The sequence below is a fragment of the Streptomyces asiaticus genome (genome assembly GCF_018138715.1).
In the GTDB taxonomy this organism is placed as follows: Bacteria; Actinomycetota; Actinomycetes; order Streptomycetales; family Streptomycetaceae; genus Streptomyces; species Streptomyces asiaticus.
In genome coordinates, this window is the sequence record NZ_JAGSHX010000006.1 from 5,721,865 (window position 1) to 5,735,937 (window position 14,073).

The window sequence follows — 14,073 nt, forward strand, 5'->3', positions numbered from 1 at the left end:
TGTGCCCCGGCCGCCGAGCCTGGCGGGGCTCCGCCGCGGGCCTGGCGGCCCGCATGCCGGGCGGCCTGTGTCCGTGCTCAGCGTGGGACTTGTGCCCCGGCTGCCAGGCCTGGCGGGGCTCCGTCGCGGGCTTTGCGGCCCGCATGCCGGGCGGCTTGTGTCCGTGTCCAGCGTGGGACTTGTGCCCCGGCTGCCAGGCCTGGCGGGGCTCCGTCGCGGGCTTTGCGGCCCGCATGCCGGGCGGCTTGTGCCCGTGTCCAGCGCGGGCCTTGCGCCCCCGCCGCCAAGGCCGGCGGGGCTCCGTCGCGGGCTTTGCGGCCCGCGAGCCGGGCGGCCTGTGCCCGGGCCCAGCGCGGCACTTGCCCCCCGGCCGCCAGGCCCGGCGGGGGCTCGCGCCCCCGGCCCGACCCCTGCCCCGGGGCCCCGGTGCCGCTCCGCGGGATCCTGGTGGGCGGAGATCCCGCGTCCCGGGACCGGGGGTGACCCCGGCGGGGTCCGGGGCGGAGCCCCGGGGAAGGGTGGGTCAGAAGAAGGTGCGGATGTAGTCCGTGACCGTGCCGTCCGACTCCGCCACCGGGATCAGTTGCCACTTGTCGAAGCTGGTGCAGGGGTGGGAGAGGCCCAGGGCCACCCAGTCGCCCACCTCCAGCGCCGTGTCGTCCGCGACCGAGACCCAGGCGTGCTGGTCGGAGAGGGCCGTGACGGTGAGGCCCGTGGCGGGGCGGGTGGTGGCGTCCCGGGCGGAGCGGATGAGCTGGGGTTCGGGCATGTCCAGGTCGTAGGCCGCGTCCCGCTTGCCCGCGTTGAGGAAGGCCTGGCCGGGTTCGGGGCGCGAGACGACCTGGGCCCACAGGCGGAAGGCCGGGTGCAGCTCGCCCTCCTCCGGGACGCGGTTGAAGGGGGTGAGGTGCCGGTAGTGGCCGTCGTCGTGGGAGACGTACGCACCCGAGCGCAGCAGCTTCAGCACCGGGCGCGACAGCGTGGGCAGTTCCGCGAAGACGTCCGCCACCGCGTCGAACCAGGCGCTGCCGCCCGCGCTGACGACCACCTCGTCCAGGTCCTCGAAGCGGCCCGCCGCGTCGAAGTCGGCCGCCAGTGCCGTGAGGCGGCGCAGCCAGGCCCGTACCCGCTCGCCGTCCGGCTTCGGCACCTCGCCCTCGTAACCGGCCACCCCGACCAGTCGCAGGGTCCCGGCGGCCGCGACCGCGTCGGCGACCGCCGCGCACTCCGCCTCCGTACGGACCCCGGTGCGCGCTCCCTCGCCGCCGCCCAGCTCGACCACCACATCGACCGGCCGCCGCGCGCCCGCCTCCCGCAGGGCCGCGTCCATCAGCTCCACGCCGCGCACCGAGTCGACGTAGGCGACGAAGCGGAAGTCGGGGTCGGCGTCGAGTTCGGCCGCGAGCCAGTGCAGGGCGGCGGCGTCGACGACCTCGTTGGCGAGGAAGATCCGCTGGATGCCGAAGGCCCGGTAGATCCGCACCTGGGTGGGGACGGCCGCGGTGATGCCCCAGGCCCCGTGCGCGAGCTGGCGCTCGAAGAGCTGCGGGGCCAGGGAGGTCTTGCCGTGCGGGGCGAAGGCGAGCCCATGGGCGGCGGAGTAGCGCTCCATCGCCACCAGGTTGTGCTCCAGCGCCTCGGCCGACAGCGCCAGTACGGGCGTGGTGAAGCCACCGGTGAACAGGGAGCGCCGCTCGGCGGCGAGCTCGCCGACCGTAAGGCCCTCGGCGTTCGGCGGCAGCCCCTTGAAGCGGTGGTCGACGCGCTCCCGCGCGAGGGCGGCGACGGCCTGGTCGCGGTGGTCGGTGGCCATGGAGCGCCTCCATAACGATTTCGGTTGCAATATCTGCAACGTTCATTGCGCATAACGCTTAGCGCTGTCTAACATCCCGCCCAGCACCGGGTCAACGGTGTGGCGTACCCCCATCCGTCCACCCACGAGGAGCGAGACCAACCGTGTCCCACCTCCGCAGCGTCGATGTCGTATGTCTTGGCGAGTCGATGGTGACCTTCGTGCCGTCCCGGCCGGGCCGGCTGTCGGATGTCCCCTCGTTCGCCCGGGGCATCGGCGGCGCCGAGTCCAATGTCGCCTGTGGCCTGGCCCGCGCCGGGCACAGCGCGCGCTGGATCAGCCGGGTGGGCACGGACGGCTTCGGCGAGCACCTCGTACGGGAGATCGCGGCCACCGGTGTGGACACGGCGTACGTCCAGCGCGATCCGCGCCGCCCCACCGGGATCTACTTCCGTACGGCGGGGGAGCGTGCCGTCGGCTCCGAGACGGCCGAGGGGGACGGCGGTGACGCCGCCTCGGAACCGCTCGCCGAGGTGCTCTACTACCGGGCCGGATCCGCCGCCGCGGCCATGTCCCCCGCGCTCGTCCCCCGGGAGCGGGCCTGGTCCGGCCGGGTGCTCCATCTGACCGGGATCACCCCGGCCCTCTCCGAGGACTGCCGCGCGCTGATGCGCGAGCTGACCGCCCCCGCCGCCGGCCGCCCCCTCGTCTCCTTCGACCTCAACTATCGGGTCTCGCTCTGGCAGCGGGAAGAGGGAGCCGACGACGCCGAAAGCGGGCCCGGCGTCCTGCTCGACCTCGCCCGCCGCTGCGACCTCGTCTTCGTCGGCGAGGACGAGGCCGAGGCGGTCTGGGGAGTACGCGGCCCGGAGGCCATACGGGCCGCACTGCCCGAACCGGAGGTGCTGATCGTCAAGCAGGGCGGCGCCGGTGCCACCGCCTACGCCCGCCACCCGGACGGCGACGGCACCGACACCGTCACCTTCGAACCCGCCCCGCGCGTCGACGTCGTCGCCCCCGTCGGCGCGGGCGACGCCTTCGCCGCCGGTTTCCTCTCCGGCACCCTGCGCGGGCTGTCCGTCGCCGAACGGCTGCGCCACGGCCACCTCATGGCCGCCGCCGCGCTCACCGTCCCCGGCGACCTCGGCACCCCGCCCTCCCGTGCGCACGCCGACCACCTGGTGGCACTCGATGCCACGCGGTGGGGCACACTGCGATTCGGCCCCGGCTGGACAGATCTGCCGAGTCCCGCCGAAAAGTGGGCCGAGACCGCAGCGGTGGAGGTACCCGACTCATGAGCCAGACCGTCGACCGAGCGCTGAGCATCCTGCCGCTGCTGGCGGAGGGGCCGGCCAATCTGGAGCAGGTCGCCACGCGGCTGGGCGTGCACAAGTCGACCGCGCTGCGGCTGCTGCGCACCCTCCATGAGCACGGCATGGTCTACCGCCAGCAGGACCAGCGCTATCGCCTCGGCGCCCGCCTCTTCGCGCTCGCGCAGGAGGCGGTCGAGAACCTCGACGTGCGCGAGATCGCCCACCCCCATCTGGTGGCGCTCAACGAACGGTGCGGGCACACCGTCCACCTCGCGGTGTACGAGGAGAACGAAGTGCTCTACATCGACAAGGTGGAGAGCCGCTACCCGGTGCGGATGTACTCGCGGATCGGCAAGCCCGTGGCCATCACCGTGGCCGCCGTGGCCAAGCTGCTGCTGGCCGATCTGCCCGAGCCCGAGCGGCGGACGCTGGCCGAGCGGCTCAGCTACCCCGCGTACACGCCCCGTTCGACGCCCAACGCCGCCGCGTTCCTCAAGGAGCTGGCGACCGTGCGCGACCAGGGCTGGGCCACCGACTTCGGCGGCCACGAGGAGTCGATCAACTGCGTCGGGGCACCGATCCGGGGAGCGGACGGGCGGGTCGTCGCCGCCTGCTCGGTGTCGGCGCCGAACGTCGTCGTCAGCTCCGATGAACTCCTCTCCCTGCTGCCGCTGGTGCGCCGCACGGCGGAGGAGATCAGCCGGGAATACTCGGGCGGCGCCCCGGTGTCCGCACCGGTGTCCCACACCTCGCAGAACCCCTCCCGAGTAACAGCCGAAACACCCGAGAAGAGAGCCGAGAAGACCTCCTCATGACCGAGAAGCTCCAGAAGACCGCGATCACCCCGGCCACGCACACCACACCGCCCGCCAAGTTCTCCCACGGCGTGAAGAAGGGGAACATCCTCCAGGTCGCCGGTCAGGTCGGCTTCGGCCCCGCCGTCCCGGGCCAGGCCCCCACCCCCGTCGGGCCCACCCTGCGCGAGCAGACCCTCCAGACCCTGCGCAATGTGCAGTCCGTGCTGGAGGAGGGCGGCGCGAGCTGGGAGGACGCCATGATGGTGCGCGTCTACCTCACCGACACCGGCCACTTCGCCGAATTCAACGAGATCTACAACGAGTTCTTCGCCGACCTCAAGGAGGCCCCGGCCGCCCGTACGACGGTCTACGTCGGCCTTCCGGCCGGTCTGCTCGTCGAGATCGACGCCCTGGCCGTTCTGGGCTGACGCCCGAAGCGGCCGCCGCGCGAAACGGCCTGCCGACCCCGAACCCCGCAGCGGGCGGGAGCTTTCCCCGCCCGCCGCGGGTTCCACCCCTGACTCGTCCTCACCGTCCCCGTCGTCGGAAGCTCGAGCCCTGATCCCCCCCACCCAGGTTCTGCTCCAGGTTTTCCCAGCGCGCGGCCCCCCGCCGTGCGGCGATACCCCCTACCCACATCCCGGAGTTCCCCATGCTGCTCGCGGCCGCTCCCGCTGCCGAGACCCCACCCCACACCGGTGGTCTGCTCGCCCTCATCCACGGCACCGCCGGTCTGCTGACCGTCGCCGCCCTCGGCATCGCCCTTCTGCTCTACCTGATCATCAAGGTCCGGTTGCAGCCCTTCGTGGCGCTGCTCGGCGTCTCCATCGCGGTCGGTCTGGCCGCCGGTCTCTCGGTCACCGAACTCTTCGGCACGGTCCAGAAGTCCGACGCCGTCTCGCTCATCGAAACCGGTATGGGCGGCATCCTCGGCCACATAGCCATCATCATCGGCCTGGGCACCATGCTCGGCGCGATCCTCGAGGTCTCCGGCGGCGCGGAGGCGCTCAGCGCCCGGCTGCTCGGCCTCTTCGGGGAGCGGCGGGCGCCGCTCGCGATGGGGCTCACCGGTCTGATCTTCGGCATACCCGTCTTCTTCGACGTCGGCATCTTCGTCCTCGCGCCGATCGTCTACGCGGCCGCCAAGCGCAGCGGCAAGTCGATCCTGCTCTACGCGATGCCGCTGCTCGCGGGGTTGTCCATGACCCACGCCTTCCTGCCGCCGCACCCCGGCCCGGTGGCCGCGGCCGGACTGCTCCATGTCGACCTGGGCTGGGTCATCCTGATGGGCATCGTCGTGGGCATCCCGTCGGTGCTGGCCGCGTGGGGCTACGCCGCCTGGATCGGCAAGCGCATCTTCGTGCCCGTACCGCAGGACATGGTGGAGGCGGCCGAGGAGTCCCGGGAGGCGGTCGCGGCCCAGCAGCGCGCCTCCGGCGCCACCCCGGCCGAGCAGCCGGTCTCGGTGGCCACGGTGCTCACGATCATCGGTACCCCGCTCGTGCTGATCCTCTGCGCCACGTTCTCCTCCGTCGCGCTGGACCCGAGCACCGGCCGCTCGGTCATCGAGTTCTTCGGCCACCCCTTCGTGGCGCTGACGATCGCCCTGCTCCTCGCCTACTACCTGCTGGGCATCCGGCGCGGCTGGTCCCGCAAGTCCCTGGAGACCGTCTCCACCGCCTCCCTCAAGCCGGTGGGCAACATCCTCCTGGTGGTCGGCGCGGGCGGCGTCTTCGGCGCGGTCCTCAAGGGCAGCGGCGTCGCCCAGGCCCTGGCCGACGCCTTCGACAGCGCGGGCCTGCCGGTCATCGTGCTGGCCTGGCTGATCTCGGTGGTGCTCCGGGTGGCCCAGGGCTCGGCGACGGTCGCGATCGTCACGACGGCGGGCATCGTCACCCCCATGGTCTCCGGCGGGGACTACTCGCAGGCCCATCTGGCGCTGGTCATCATGTCCATCTCGGCGGGCTCGATCTTCGCCTCGCACGTCAACGACGGCGGCTTCTGGATGGTGGCGAAGTACTTCGGCATCTCCGAGAGTGACACGCTGAAGTCCTGGACGGTCCTGGAGACGGTGCTGTCCGTGGCCGGTTTCGTGGTGGCGGCCCTGCTGAGCCTCGTCATCTAGCGGACGGGGCCCCGCGCCCGCATGACGACGGCCCCCGAATCCCGGCAGAAACCGCCGGGATTCGGGGGCCGTCGCTGCGGGCTCAATTCCGCTCCCTGCCCAGTTGGCATTCACCGCGGCATTCACCCTTGCCATGCACTAATGGGAGCATCCGAATTTGATCAAATAATGGCAAAGAATACTGGTCGAAACGTAAGGTTCTTGCCCAGCGGCGACATCGCGAATGCCAAGTCGCTTCGTGTTCTCCATACATTCAACTCTCCACCTCCATGAGAGGCATGATCAATTCATAGGCTCCTTCCGGCACTTGAAGGAGGGAACCCATGGAAGAACTCCGCGCAATCCGGGCTCGCGGCATCACGAAGAGCTTCGGTGATGTCGTCGCGCTGGACGGCATCGATCTCGATGTGACGCAGGGGCAGATCCACGGCCTGGTCGGACCGAACGGCGCCGGAAAGACGACGTTGCTCGGCCTTCTGCTGGGGCTCGCGGTGGCCGACAGCGGTCGCCTGGAGGTCCTGGGTACACCGGTCGAGCGGGCACTCGACGCTCCCGACGGTGTCGCCGGTTTCGTGGACGGCCCCGCTCTCTACCCCTCGCTCACCCCACGGCAGAACCTCGCCGCGCTGGCCGCGCTCCGCGGCCACGACGCGCGCACGGCGGGGATCGACGACGTACTCGCCGAGGTCGGTCTCACCGACGTCGCCGACGACCGTACCCGCGGCTTCTCCCTCGGCATGCGCCAGCGGCTCGGGCTCGCCGCCGCCCTGCTGACCAAGCCCCGGCTGCTGGTGCTCGACGAACCGTCCAACGGCCTCGACCCGGCGGGCAAGAAGCATGTGCACGGTGTCCTCAGCCGGCTCGCGGCCGGCGGAACCGCCGTCGTGCTCTCCAGCCACAACATGGACGACCTCGAGGCGCTGTGTTCCGAGGTGACCATTCTCGCCGCCGGATGCGTCGTCTTCTCCGGCGCGCTGCCCAAGCTTGCCACCGAGAACCGTGAACTCGACTACCGGCTGCTCACCTCCGACCCGCGGGCCGCGCGCCGGCTGGCGGACGAAGCGCCGGGGATCCAGGTCGTCGACGACGCCGGGGTACGGAAGGACGCCGAACTGCTCGTCGTACGCGCCCTGGTGCCCGCCCTCGACCAACTCGTGGCGCGGCTCGTGGCGAGGGGCGTCGCGCTGCGCGAGCTCACTCCCGTGGTGTCGCCGCTCGAAGCCGCGTTTCTCGCCCTCACCGAACAGCAGGAGGCGGGCAGATGACCGCGACCCTCACCCGGAGCCCGGAACAGGAAAGCGGGCAGCCGACCGGAGGCCGTCGCGTCCCCGTCACCCGCGCCTGCCGCTTCGAGTTCGTCAAGCTCGTCTCCCAGTGGCGGATCCGCTTGCTGGTCCTCGCCTGCTGGATCGCTCCCGCCCTCTTCGTCGCCGGGGTGAGCCAGCAGAGCACGCTTCCCGTCGACACCCTCTTCGGGCGCTGGATGCTCGCCTCCGGGTGGGCCGGGCCGCTGGTGATGCTCGGTTTCGCGGGGACCTGGGCGCTGCCGCTGCTGACCTCGGTCGTGGCCGGTGATGTGTTCGCCTCCGAGGACCGGCTCGGCACCTGGCGCCATCTGCTCGTCGCGGTCCGCTCGCCCCGGCGGATCTTCGTGGCGAAGGCGGTGGCCAGTCTCACCGTCCTGCTGCTGCTCGTGGCCGGGCTCGCGGTCTCCAGCACCGTCGGCGGCCTCCTCGTGGTCGGCGACCAGCCGCTGGTCGGTCTCGACGGCCATCTCCTGGCACCGTCGGACGCCGCCGTCTCGGTCCTGCTCTCCTGGGTCTGCGTCCTCGCCCCGACCCTGGCGCTCGCCGCGCTCGGCCTCCTCGGGTCGGTCACGCTGGGACGGTCCCCGATGGGGCTGCTGGTGCCCGTGCTCGTCTCGCTCGCGATGGCGGTCGCCCAGATGCTGCCGCTTCCGGTGGCCGTGCGCGTCGCCCTGCCGAGCTACGCCTTCATCTCCTGGAACGGTCTGTTCACCAGCCCTCAACAACTCGGCCCGCTGTTGATCGGCATCGTTGTCAGCCTCGTGTGGGCCGTGGTCGCGACGGCGCTGGCGTATGTGCTCTTCGTACGGCGCGACTTCACCAACCCGGCCCACGACGGTTCGGGCCGCCGCGCGATCACCGTCGGCGTCCTGCCGCTCGTCGGGGTGGCCGCCGCGTCGTTCGCGGTCGTCGCCGCGACGACCTCGGCGACGGGCTCCGGGATCGAGCAGGACAAGGTGCAGCGCTCGCTCGCCACGGCGTTCGCGCACCTGTACCGCATGCAGACCGACCAGCTCAACCGGCCCGCCGTCACCGAGGCCCAGTTGAAGGCCACGGCGGCGTGCAACAAGGGAAGCGTCAGGGTCGCGGCCGAAGGTCCGGGCAATGACTGGCGCTGCGTCGTGACCTGGCATCTTCCCGGCGTCGAGGCCACCGGACAGGCCATCTACCAACTCGACGTCACTCCGGACGGGCGGTTCATGGCCGATGGCGATGGACCGAAGGAAGTGAACGGCTACTTCCTGGTGCGGACCCCCGATGGTGACGCGCCGAACCCGCTGTGGCAGTTCGACGGCAACGTCGAACTGCTCGACACCACCCCGAAGGGATAACCCTCAATGCAGGTGACTCGCCGCCGCAAACTCGTCGAGGAAGCCCGGATCAACCTCATCAGCAGACGCATCGGCCGCCGGATACCGCTGTTGACGGCGGGCACCACCGCCGTCGCCCTCGTGGCCGCCGGCACGGCGCTCGGGCAGACCCACCAGTTCGGCACGGAGCAGGTCGGCCAGGTAACCAAGAACGGCCAGGTCGTCTCCAGCAACCAGTACATCGCCCCGTACGGCGACCGTCTTGTCATCAACCAGGGCAAGATCATGTCGTCCTCGGTCAGCCCGGACGGCACACACATGGCCGCCTCGGTCACCGACGGTGGCGCGGCCCTGGCCATCGTGGACCTGAAGAACTGGAAGACGCAGCAGCTGGTCAGCAACGCCGCGTCGTCGAACCCCCGCATCGGCAGCAACAACGTGGGCCAGGAAGGCCCGACGTACTCGCCCGACGGCAAGCAGCTGTGGCTGGGCCAGCCGGACGGCTACACCGTGTTCACCGTGAACGCGGACGGCGGCGTCGCCGGCCCGCGGACCGTCAGCATCCCGGCGCAGGGGGCCAAGCACGCCCTGGTGGGCGCGGTGGCGTTCTCGGCCGACGGCAAGACCGCGTACTCCGCGGTCAACGGTCAGAACCGGGTCGTCGCCATCGACGCGGAGACCGGGACCATCAAGCAGAGCTGGAACGTGGGCAACGCCCCGCGCGGCATGGTCGTCGTCGGCGACAAGCTCTACGTGAGCAACGAGGGCGGCCGCCCGGCCAAGCCTGGCGAGCCCACGATCAACTCGTACGGCACGCAGGTACTCGCCGACCAGAAGACCGCCGCCACCACCAGCGGCACGGTCAGCGTCATCGACCTGGCGAAGCAGGACGCCGCGGTCTCCAGCATCGAGGTCGGTCTGCACCCGACCGCCGTGTACGCCAAGAACGGCGTGGTGTTCGTCACCAACACCGCCGACAACAACGTGTCGGTCATCGACACGGCGAAGGACAAGGTCGTCCAGACCATCTCCACCCAGCCGTGGGCCAAGGCCCGGGTGGGCTACGAGCCCGACGCGGTGACCCTCACCGACGACGGTCACCTGCTGGTGACCCTCGGCCGGGCCAACGCCGTCGCCGTCTACAAGTTCACCTCCGCGCAGGAGCCGGTCAGCTACATCGGTCTGCTCCCCACGGACTACTTCCCCTCGGAGATCACCACCTCCGGCAAGGAGGTGTACGTCTCCAACACCCGTGGCATCGACGCCCGCCGTAAGGCCACCGGCGGTCACGGCACCCACGACACGACCTCGAGCGTGCAGAAGTTCACGCTGCCCGACGACAGCGTGATCAGGTCCTCCACCGGCAAGGTCTTCAAGCAGAACGGCTGGAACGGCGAGTCCCTCAAGAAGACCGACGGCACCCCGGCCAAGCCGGTGCCGGTCCCGGTCAAGCTCGGTGACCGCTCGACGATCAAGCACGTCTTCCTGCTCGTCAAGGAGAACCGGACCTACGACCAGGTCTTCGGTGACATGCCGCAGGGCAACGGCGACCCGTCGCTGACCGAGTTCGGTGAGAACGTCACGCCGAACCAGCACGCCCTGGCCAGGCAGTTCGGCCTGTACGACAACACGTACGACATCGGCACCAACTCCGCCGAGGGGCACAACTGGCTGATGCAGTCCGACGACCCGGAGTACACCGAGTCCTCGGCCGGGGAGTACGCCCGCAGCTACGACACCGAGGACGACGCCCTCGGCCACCAGAAGACCGGCTTCATCTGGACCGGTGCCCAGGCGGCCCACAAGTCCGTCCGGAACTTCGGCGAGTTCCAGCAGTTCCTGACCAAGCCGTCGGACGCCAGCTGGCAGAACCTGTACTGCGACACCAAGAACATGGCGTCGACCGGCCAGGACACCGCCTACCCGCTGAACTCGACCTCGCCGATCCCGTCGCTCAACGATGTGTCGGTGCACGGCTTCCCGAAGTTCGACACCAGCGTGCCGGACGTCTACCGGGCACAGATCTGGAAGAAGGACTTCCAGAAGAACGGTCCGGCGAACCTGAACATGTTCTGGCTCTCCAGCGACCACACCGGTGGCCCGGTGAGCCCTGCCTCCCAGGTCGCGGACAACGACCTCGCCGTGGGCCAGATCGTTGACGAGATCTCGCACAGCAAGTACTGGAAGGACTCGGCGATCTTCGTCGTCGAGGACGACTCCCAGGCGGGTCTCGACCACGTCGACGGCCACCGTGCCCCGGTCCAGATCATCAGCCCCTGGGCCAAGCACGGCAAGGTGGACAGCCACTACTACTCACAGATCAACATGGTGCGGACCATCGAGCAGATCCTCGGGGTCCAGCCGATGAACCAGAAGGACACCGCGGCCACCCCGATGGCCTCGGCGTTCACCCAGAAACCGAACTTCACGCCGTTCAAGGCGCTGCCCAACCGGACCTCGCTGACCGACGGGGTGAAGACCCCGCCGTCCTGTGGTCTCGACACCCCCGCGGCGCAGAGCCCGAAGGCGGCGGCCGTGCCGTCGGCCTCGGTGCCGGCGGACATGAAGAACGTCGCCGCCGAGTGGGACCAGTGGAAGTCGAAGCAGCGGCTGACCGGCCCCAACGCCGTTCCGGACTACGCTCCCCCCGCCCAGATGAACCACCTCACGTGGTACCAGACACACAACTGGGCGAAGCCCTACCCGGGTGAGAAGAAGATCTACGCTCCCAAGGACGTGCCGGGCGCCTACATCCCGTCGGCGGAGAACGACGGCTGACGCGGGCTCTCACGTATCGGGCGGCCCCTGGTCGGCATCATCGCCGATCAGGGGCCCTGCGTTGTGGCGGATCAGGTGATGGGGAACTCCCCGCGTTTGACGGCGGAGACGAACGCCGACCACGCGGACGGCTCGAATACGAGCGCCGGGCCGTGGGGGTCTTTGCTGTCGCGGACGGGTATGTCGGCGTGGCCCCGCGCTACTTCGAGGCAGTCGCCGTTGCTGGGCCCGCTGTAGCTGGACTTGAACCACCCGGTGAGGGAGGAGGCGTCGGAGACGGTGTGATCAGTGCTGGCCATGTTCGTGTTCCTCCGCTATGGCCCTGATCAGGGCCAGGGATTCGTCATGCGACACCGCATCGCCCATGGCGAGATCGTAGGCCGACTGGCAGGAGCTCACCAGGGTCGGATCGTCCATCAAGTTGCCCGTACGGAGACCTTCGACGTATGCGACGGGTGCGGCATCGGTGAAGCGCATGAGGGTGACCATGCTCTCGATGAGAGCGTGAGCCCCGATGCCGAACGGCAACACATGCAGCCGCAATCGTCCAACCTCGGCCATGTCCGCGATCTTGCGCAGTTGTTCCGCCATGGCATGCGGCCCACCGACCCGGCGCCGGAGCACTGCCTCATCCAACAGGGTCCACATGACGGGGCTCAACGGATTATCGAGGATCCGGGCACGCTCTACGCGGTTGACCACGCGCCGGTCAAGATCCTCGGTGCGGTAGTTGGGGCTGGCCGTGCGCAGCACCGCACGTGCGTAGGCGTCGGTCTGGAGCAGCCCAGGAACGAGAGAGAGTCCGTACAGCCGAAGCTCTGACGCCTGCCGCTCCAATTCCGCCGCGACCGCGAAGTGGTCGGCGAACTTCGACTCCAGATCCTCCAGCCACCGCGCGAAGAACCCGTCCGTCCCCAGCGCCTGGTCGATCCGCGCCGCGTCGTCCGGCCTCGGCAACCGGCGTCCCGCCTCAAAGTGACTGATCAGCGTGGGCGAGCACACCACGCGCTCACTCAGCGCTTCCTGCGTCATCTCGGCGGCTACGCGGCGGAGCCTCAGCTCCTCGCCGTACTTCTCCCTGGCGGTGCGTGGCCTTCGATCCATCTGCATGGGCTGACTCCCCGTGTTGAAAGGTGCCTTGTCAGGCGCGCCCTCCTAGCAGCGTAGCCAGCACGACCCCCACTCTGTGAGGAAATCGCCACACAGCGTGAAGAAACGCAGGACCCTCGCGACCGGGGTGCACCGGCCCGAGGGCGTGGCCCACCAGCTAATAGGAGCTGATGAACGTGAACAACCCTAGGGAGCGGCGCCTCGCATGCGTGAGTGCACTTCTCGCCTTATCGCCGTCCGGCTGTCAGCGGGCCGGGGCTCGGGCGGTGATCCGCGGTGCGGAGGTGTCCGGATGGGTGCGATGACCGGTCTGCGCCTGCTGCCGTGGACGGACCCCGACGGCAAGCCGTGTTACCTGGCGTCGGACGACGGGAACAGCCCGCTGAGCCGACGTGCGGACGCCATCGAGGCCGTACAGGTGTCGATGGCGGCCGAACTCCTCCGGCACGCCCGGGTGCTGCTGGACGCCCCCAGGGCGGACCGGCGAGAACTGCGCTACCTCGCGGACCGGTTGTGCGAGGCGCTGCGCGACCTGTTGCGGGTCGCCGAGAGCAGGGGCGCCCGCCTGCCCTCGTACGACGAAGGCGACGGTCCGGCGCCCGGAGGGGGCGGCTGTGACTGACTGGCAGATCGGTCCGGTTCCGGGCCGGGGCTTGCGCCGGGTGAACGGTGAGGCACTCGCGTTGCCGTTCCACATCAGCAGGGGCGGGCAGCATTGCGCCATCGCCGAACTTGAGTTGACCCCGGCCGAGGCGGAGCAGTTGCACGCGGCCCTGTGTTACGCGCTCGGTGAGCAGCTCCCGCCGCCCGACGCGCCCGAGTGCCGTCAGCCTGTCCGCTACCCGGGCGGCCGACGGCGGTACTGAGGAGGACCACGCTCGCGGCCTTCGCGAGGCGCCGTCCCGGGGGCTCCCCTCTGGGATGGCGCCTGCTCAAGTCCGTCCGCCTGAGAGTCCGCACGACGAAGCCGCATGGCGGAAACGGCCCGCCGTACAGGCGGGTGTGACCTGGCTCCTCAGTTCTCCTTGGCGTCTTTCCCCTGGTCACAGCCGCGTTAGCCGGATGTTAGAGGGGCGGCAGGGCGCACGCGGGTGTCGAGCGCTGCCGCACTGAAAACCTGGAAGCCGCCTTCGCCACAGGTGAGGACGCGCTCCCGGTGCCGGAGGACGGTGGGACGACCGCCACCATCGTCCTGATGAACAAGGGCTCCTACTCCTGCAAGCTCGGCGGCTTCCCCGGTGTGGACCTGACCTCGATCAACGGCGGCGAGCGCTGGTCCCTGGCCCGCTCCTCGCAGAAGTGGAGCTCCCTGGAGGTGGAGGCCGGCCAGAGCACCGAGTTCACCCTCAACCTCGCCTTCACCAAGGAAGCAGAGGGCTTCTACCAGCCGGCCTGGGTCGAGATCACCCCGCCCAACGAGACCAAGGCCCTCAAGAAAGTTTTCCGAAGGGCGCTCGTAGCCGAACTCGCGGGTGGTGCGCCCAGAACGGTACCGGAGCGGGCTGGGGTTCGTCCGAGCCTGCCGAACCGGCCTGGGTCTC

Annotated in this window: 12 protein-coding genes and 1 pseudogene; 10 read left to right on the forward strand and 3 right to left on the reverse strand. The window is 70.1% G+C overall.

Going from position 1 to position 14,073, the window contains the following annotated elements:
* Positions 1–523: 523 nt before the first annotated feature.
* Entirely contained in the window at positions 524–1,813 is a 1,290-nt protein-coding gene (locus tag KHP12_RS31950) for an alanine racemase (RefSeq protein ID WP_086885288.1), read from the reverse strand.
* Between the two features lie 188 nt (positions 1,814–2,001).
* On the opposite strand from KHP12_RS31950, the gene KHP12_RS31955 reads away from it, so the two are divergent.
* The 7 genes from KHP12_RS31955 (at position 2,002) to KHP12_RS31985 (ending at position 11,422) form a co-directional block, all read left to right on the forward strand.
* The gene (locus tag KHP12_RS31955) at positions 2,002–3,090 is read left to right on the forward strand and encodes a sugar kinase (RefSeq protein ID WP_244203324.1); all 1,089 of its coding nucleotides are present in this window, start codon (positions 2,002–2,004) and stop codon (positions 3,088–3,090) included.
* A complete protein-coding gene (locus KHP12_RS31960; RefSeq protein WP_086885290.1) occupies positions 3,087–3,920 on the forward strand; it encodes an IclR family transcriptional regulator in 834 nt (277 codons plus the stop codon). The genes KHP12_RS31955 and KHP12_RS31960 overlap by 4 nt, the downstream gene beginning before the upstream one ends.
* Entirely contained in the window at positions 3,917–4,330 is a 414-nt protein-coding gene (locus KHP12_RS31965; RefSeq protein WP_210609788.1) for a RidA family protein, read from the forward strand. The genes KHP12_RS31960 and KHP12_RS31965 overlap by 4 nt, the downstream gene beginning before the upstream one ends.
* 224 nt (positions 4,331–4,554) lie before the next feature.
* Entirely contained in the window at positions 4,555–6,027 is a 1,473-nt protein-coding gene (locus KHP12_RS31970) for a GntP family permease (protein WP_037950696.1), read from the forward strand.
* 323 nt (positions 6,028–6,350) lie between these two features.
* Positions 6,351–7,292, forward strand: a complete 942-nt coding sequence (locus KHP12_RS31975) for an ABC transporter ATP-binding protein (protein ID WP_086881499.1) — start codon at positions 6,351–6,353, stop codon at positions 7,290–7,292.
* On the forward strand, positions 7,289–8,665 hold the full coding sequence (locus KHP12_RS31980; protein ID WP_086881500.1) for an ABC-2 transporter permease family protein: 1,377 nt from the start codon (positions 7,289–7,291) through the stop codon (positions 8,663–8,665). The genes KHP12_RS31975 and KHP12_RS31980 overlap by 4 nt, the downstream gene beginning before the upstream one ends.
* Before the next feature lie 6 nt (positions 8,666–8,671).
* Positions 8,672–11,422, forward strand: coding sequence for a bifunctional YncE family protein/alkaline phosphatase family protein (locus KHP12_RS31985; protein ID WP_086881501.1), 2,751 nt, complete (start codon positions 8,672–8,674; stop codon positions 11,420–11,422).
* A gap of 71 nt (positions 11,423–11,493) precedes the next feature.
* On the opposite strand, the gene KHP12_RS31990 is transcribed toward KHP12_RS31985, so the two are convergent.
* On the reverse strand, positions 11,494–11,721 hold the full coding sequence (locus KHP12_RS31990; protein WP_086881502.1) for a DUF397 domain-containing protein: 228 nt from the start codon (positions 11,719–11,721) through the stop codon (positions 11,494–11,496).
* On the reverse strand, positions 11,708–12,532 hold the full coding sequence (locus KHP12_RS31995; RefSeq protein WP_086881503.1) for a helix-turn-helix domain-containing protein: 825 nt from the start codon (positions 12,530–12,532) through the stop codon (positions 11,708–11,710). The genes KHP12_RS31990 and KHP12_RS31995 overlap by 14 nt, the downstream gene beginning before the upstream one ends.
* 292 nt (positions 12,533–12,824) lie before the next feature.
* On the opposite strand from KHP12_RS31995, the gene KHP12_RS32000 reads away from it, so the two are divergent.
* The 3 genes and pseudogenes from KHP12_RS32000 to KHP12_RS32010 all read left to right on the forward strand — a co-directional run.
* On the forward strand, positions 12,825–13,154 hold the full coding sequence (locus KHP12_RS32000; protein WP_086881504.1) for a hypothetical protein: 330 nt from the start codon (positions 12,825–12,827) through the stop codon (positions 13,152–13,154).
* Positions 13,147–13,398 (forward strand): hypothetical protein, encoded by a 252-nt coding sequence (locus KHP12_RS32005; protein ID WP_086881505.1) that lies wholly within the window; start codon positions 13,147–13,149, stop codon positions 13,396–13,398. Before KHP12_RS32000 ends, KHP12_RS32005 begins: the two co-directional genes overlap by 8 nt.
* Positions 13,399–13,646: 248 nt before the next feature.
* Positions 13,647–13,955: pseudogene (locus KHP12_RS32010) on the forward strand (DUF4232 domain-containing protein); the annotation flags it as partial.
* Between the last annotated feature and the right edge of the window lie 118 nt (positions 13,956–14,073).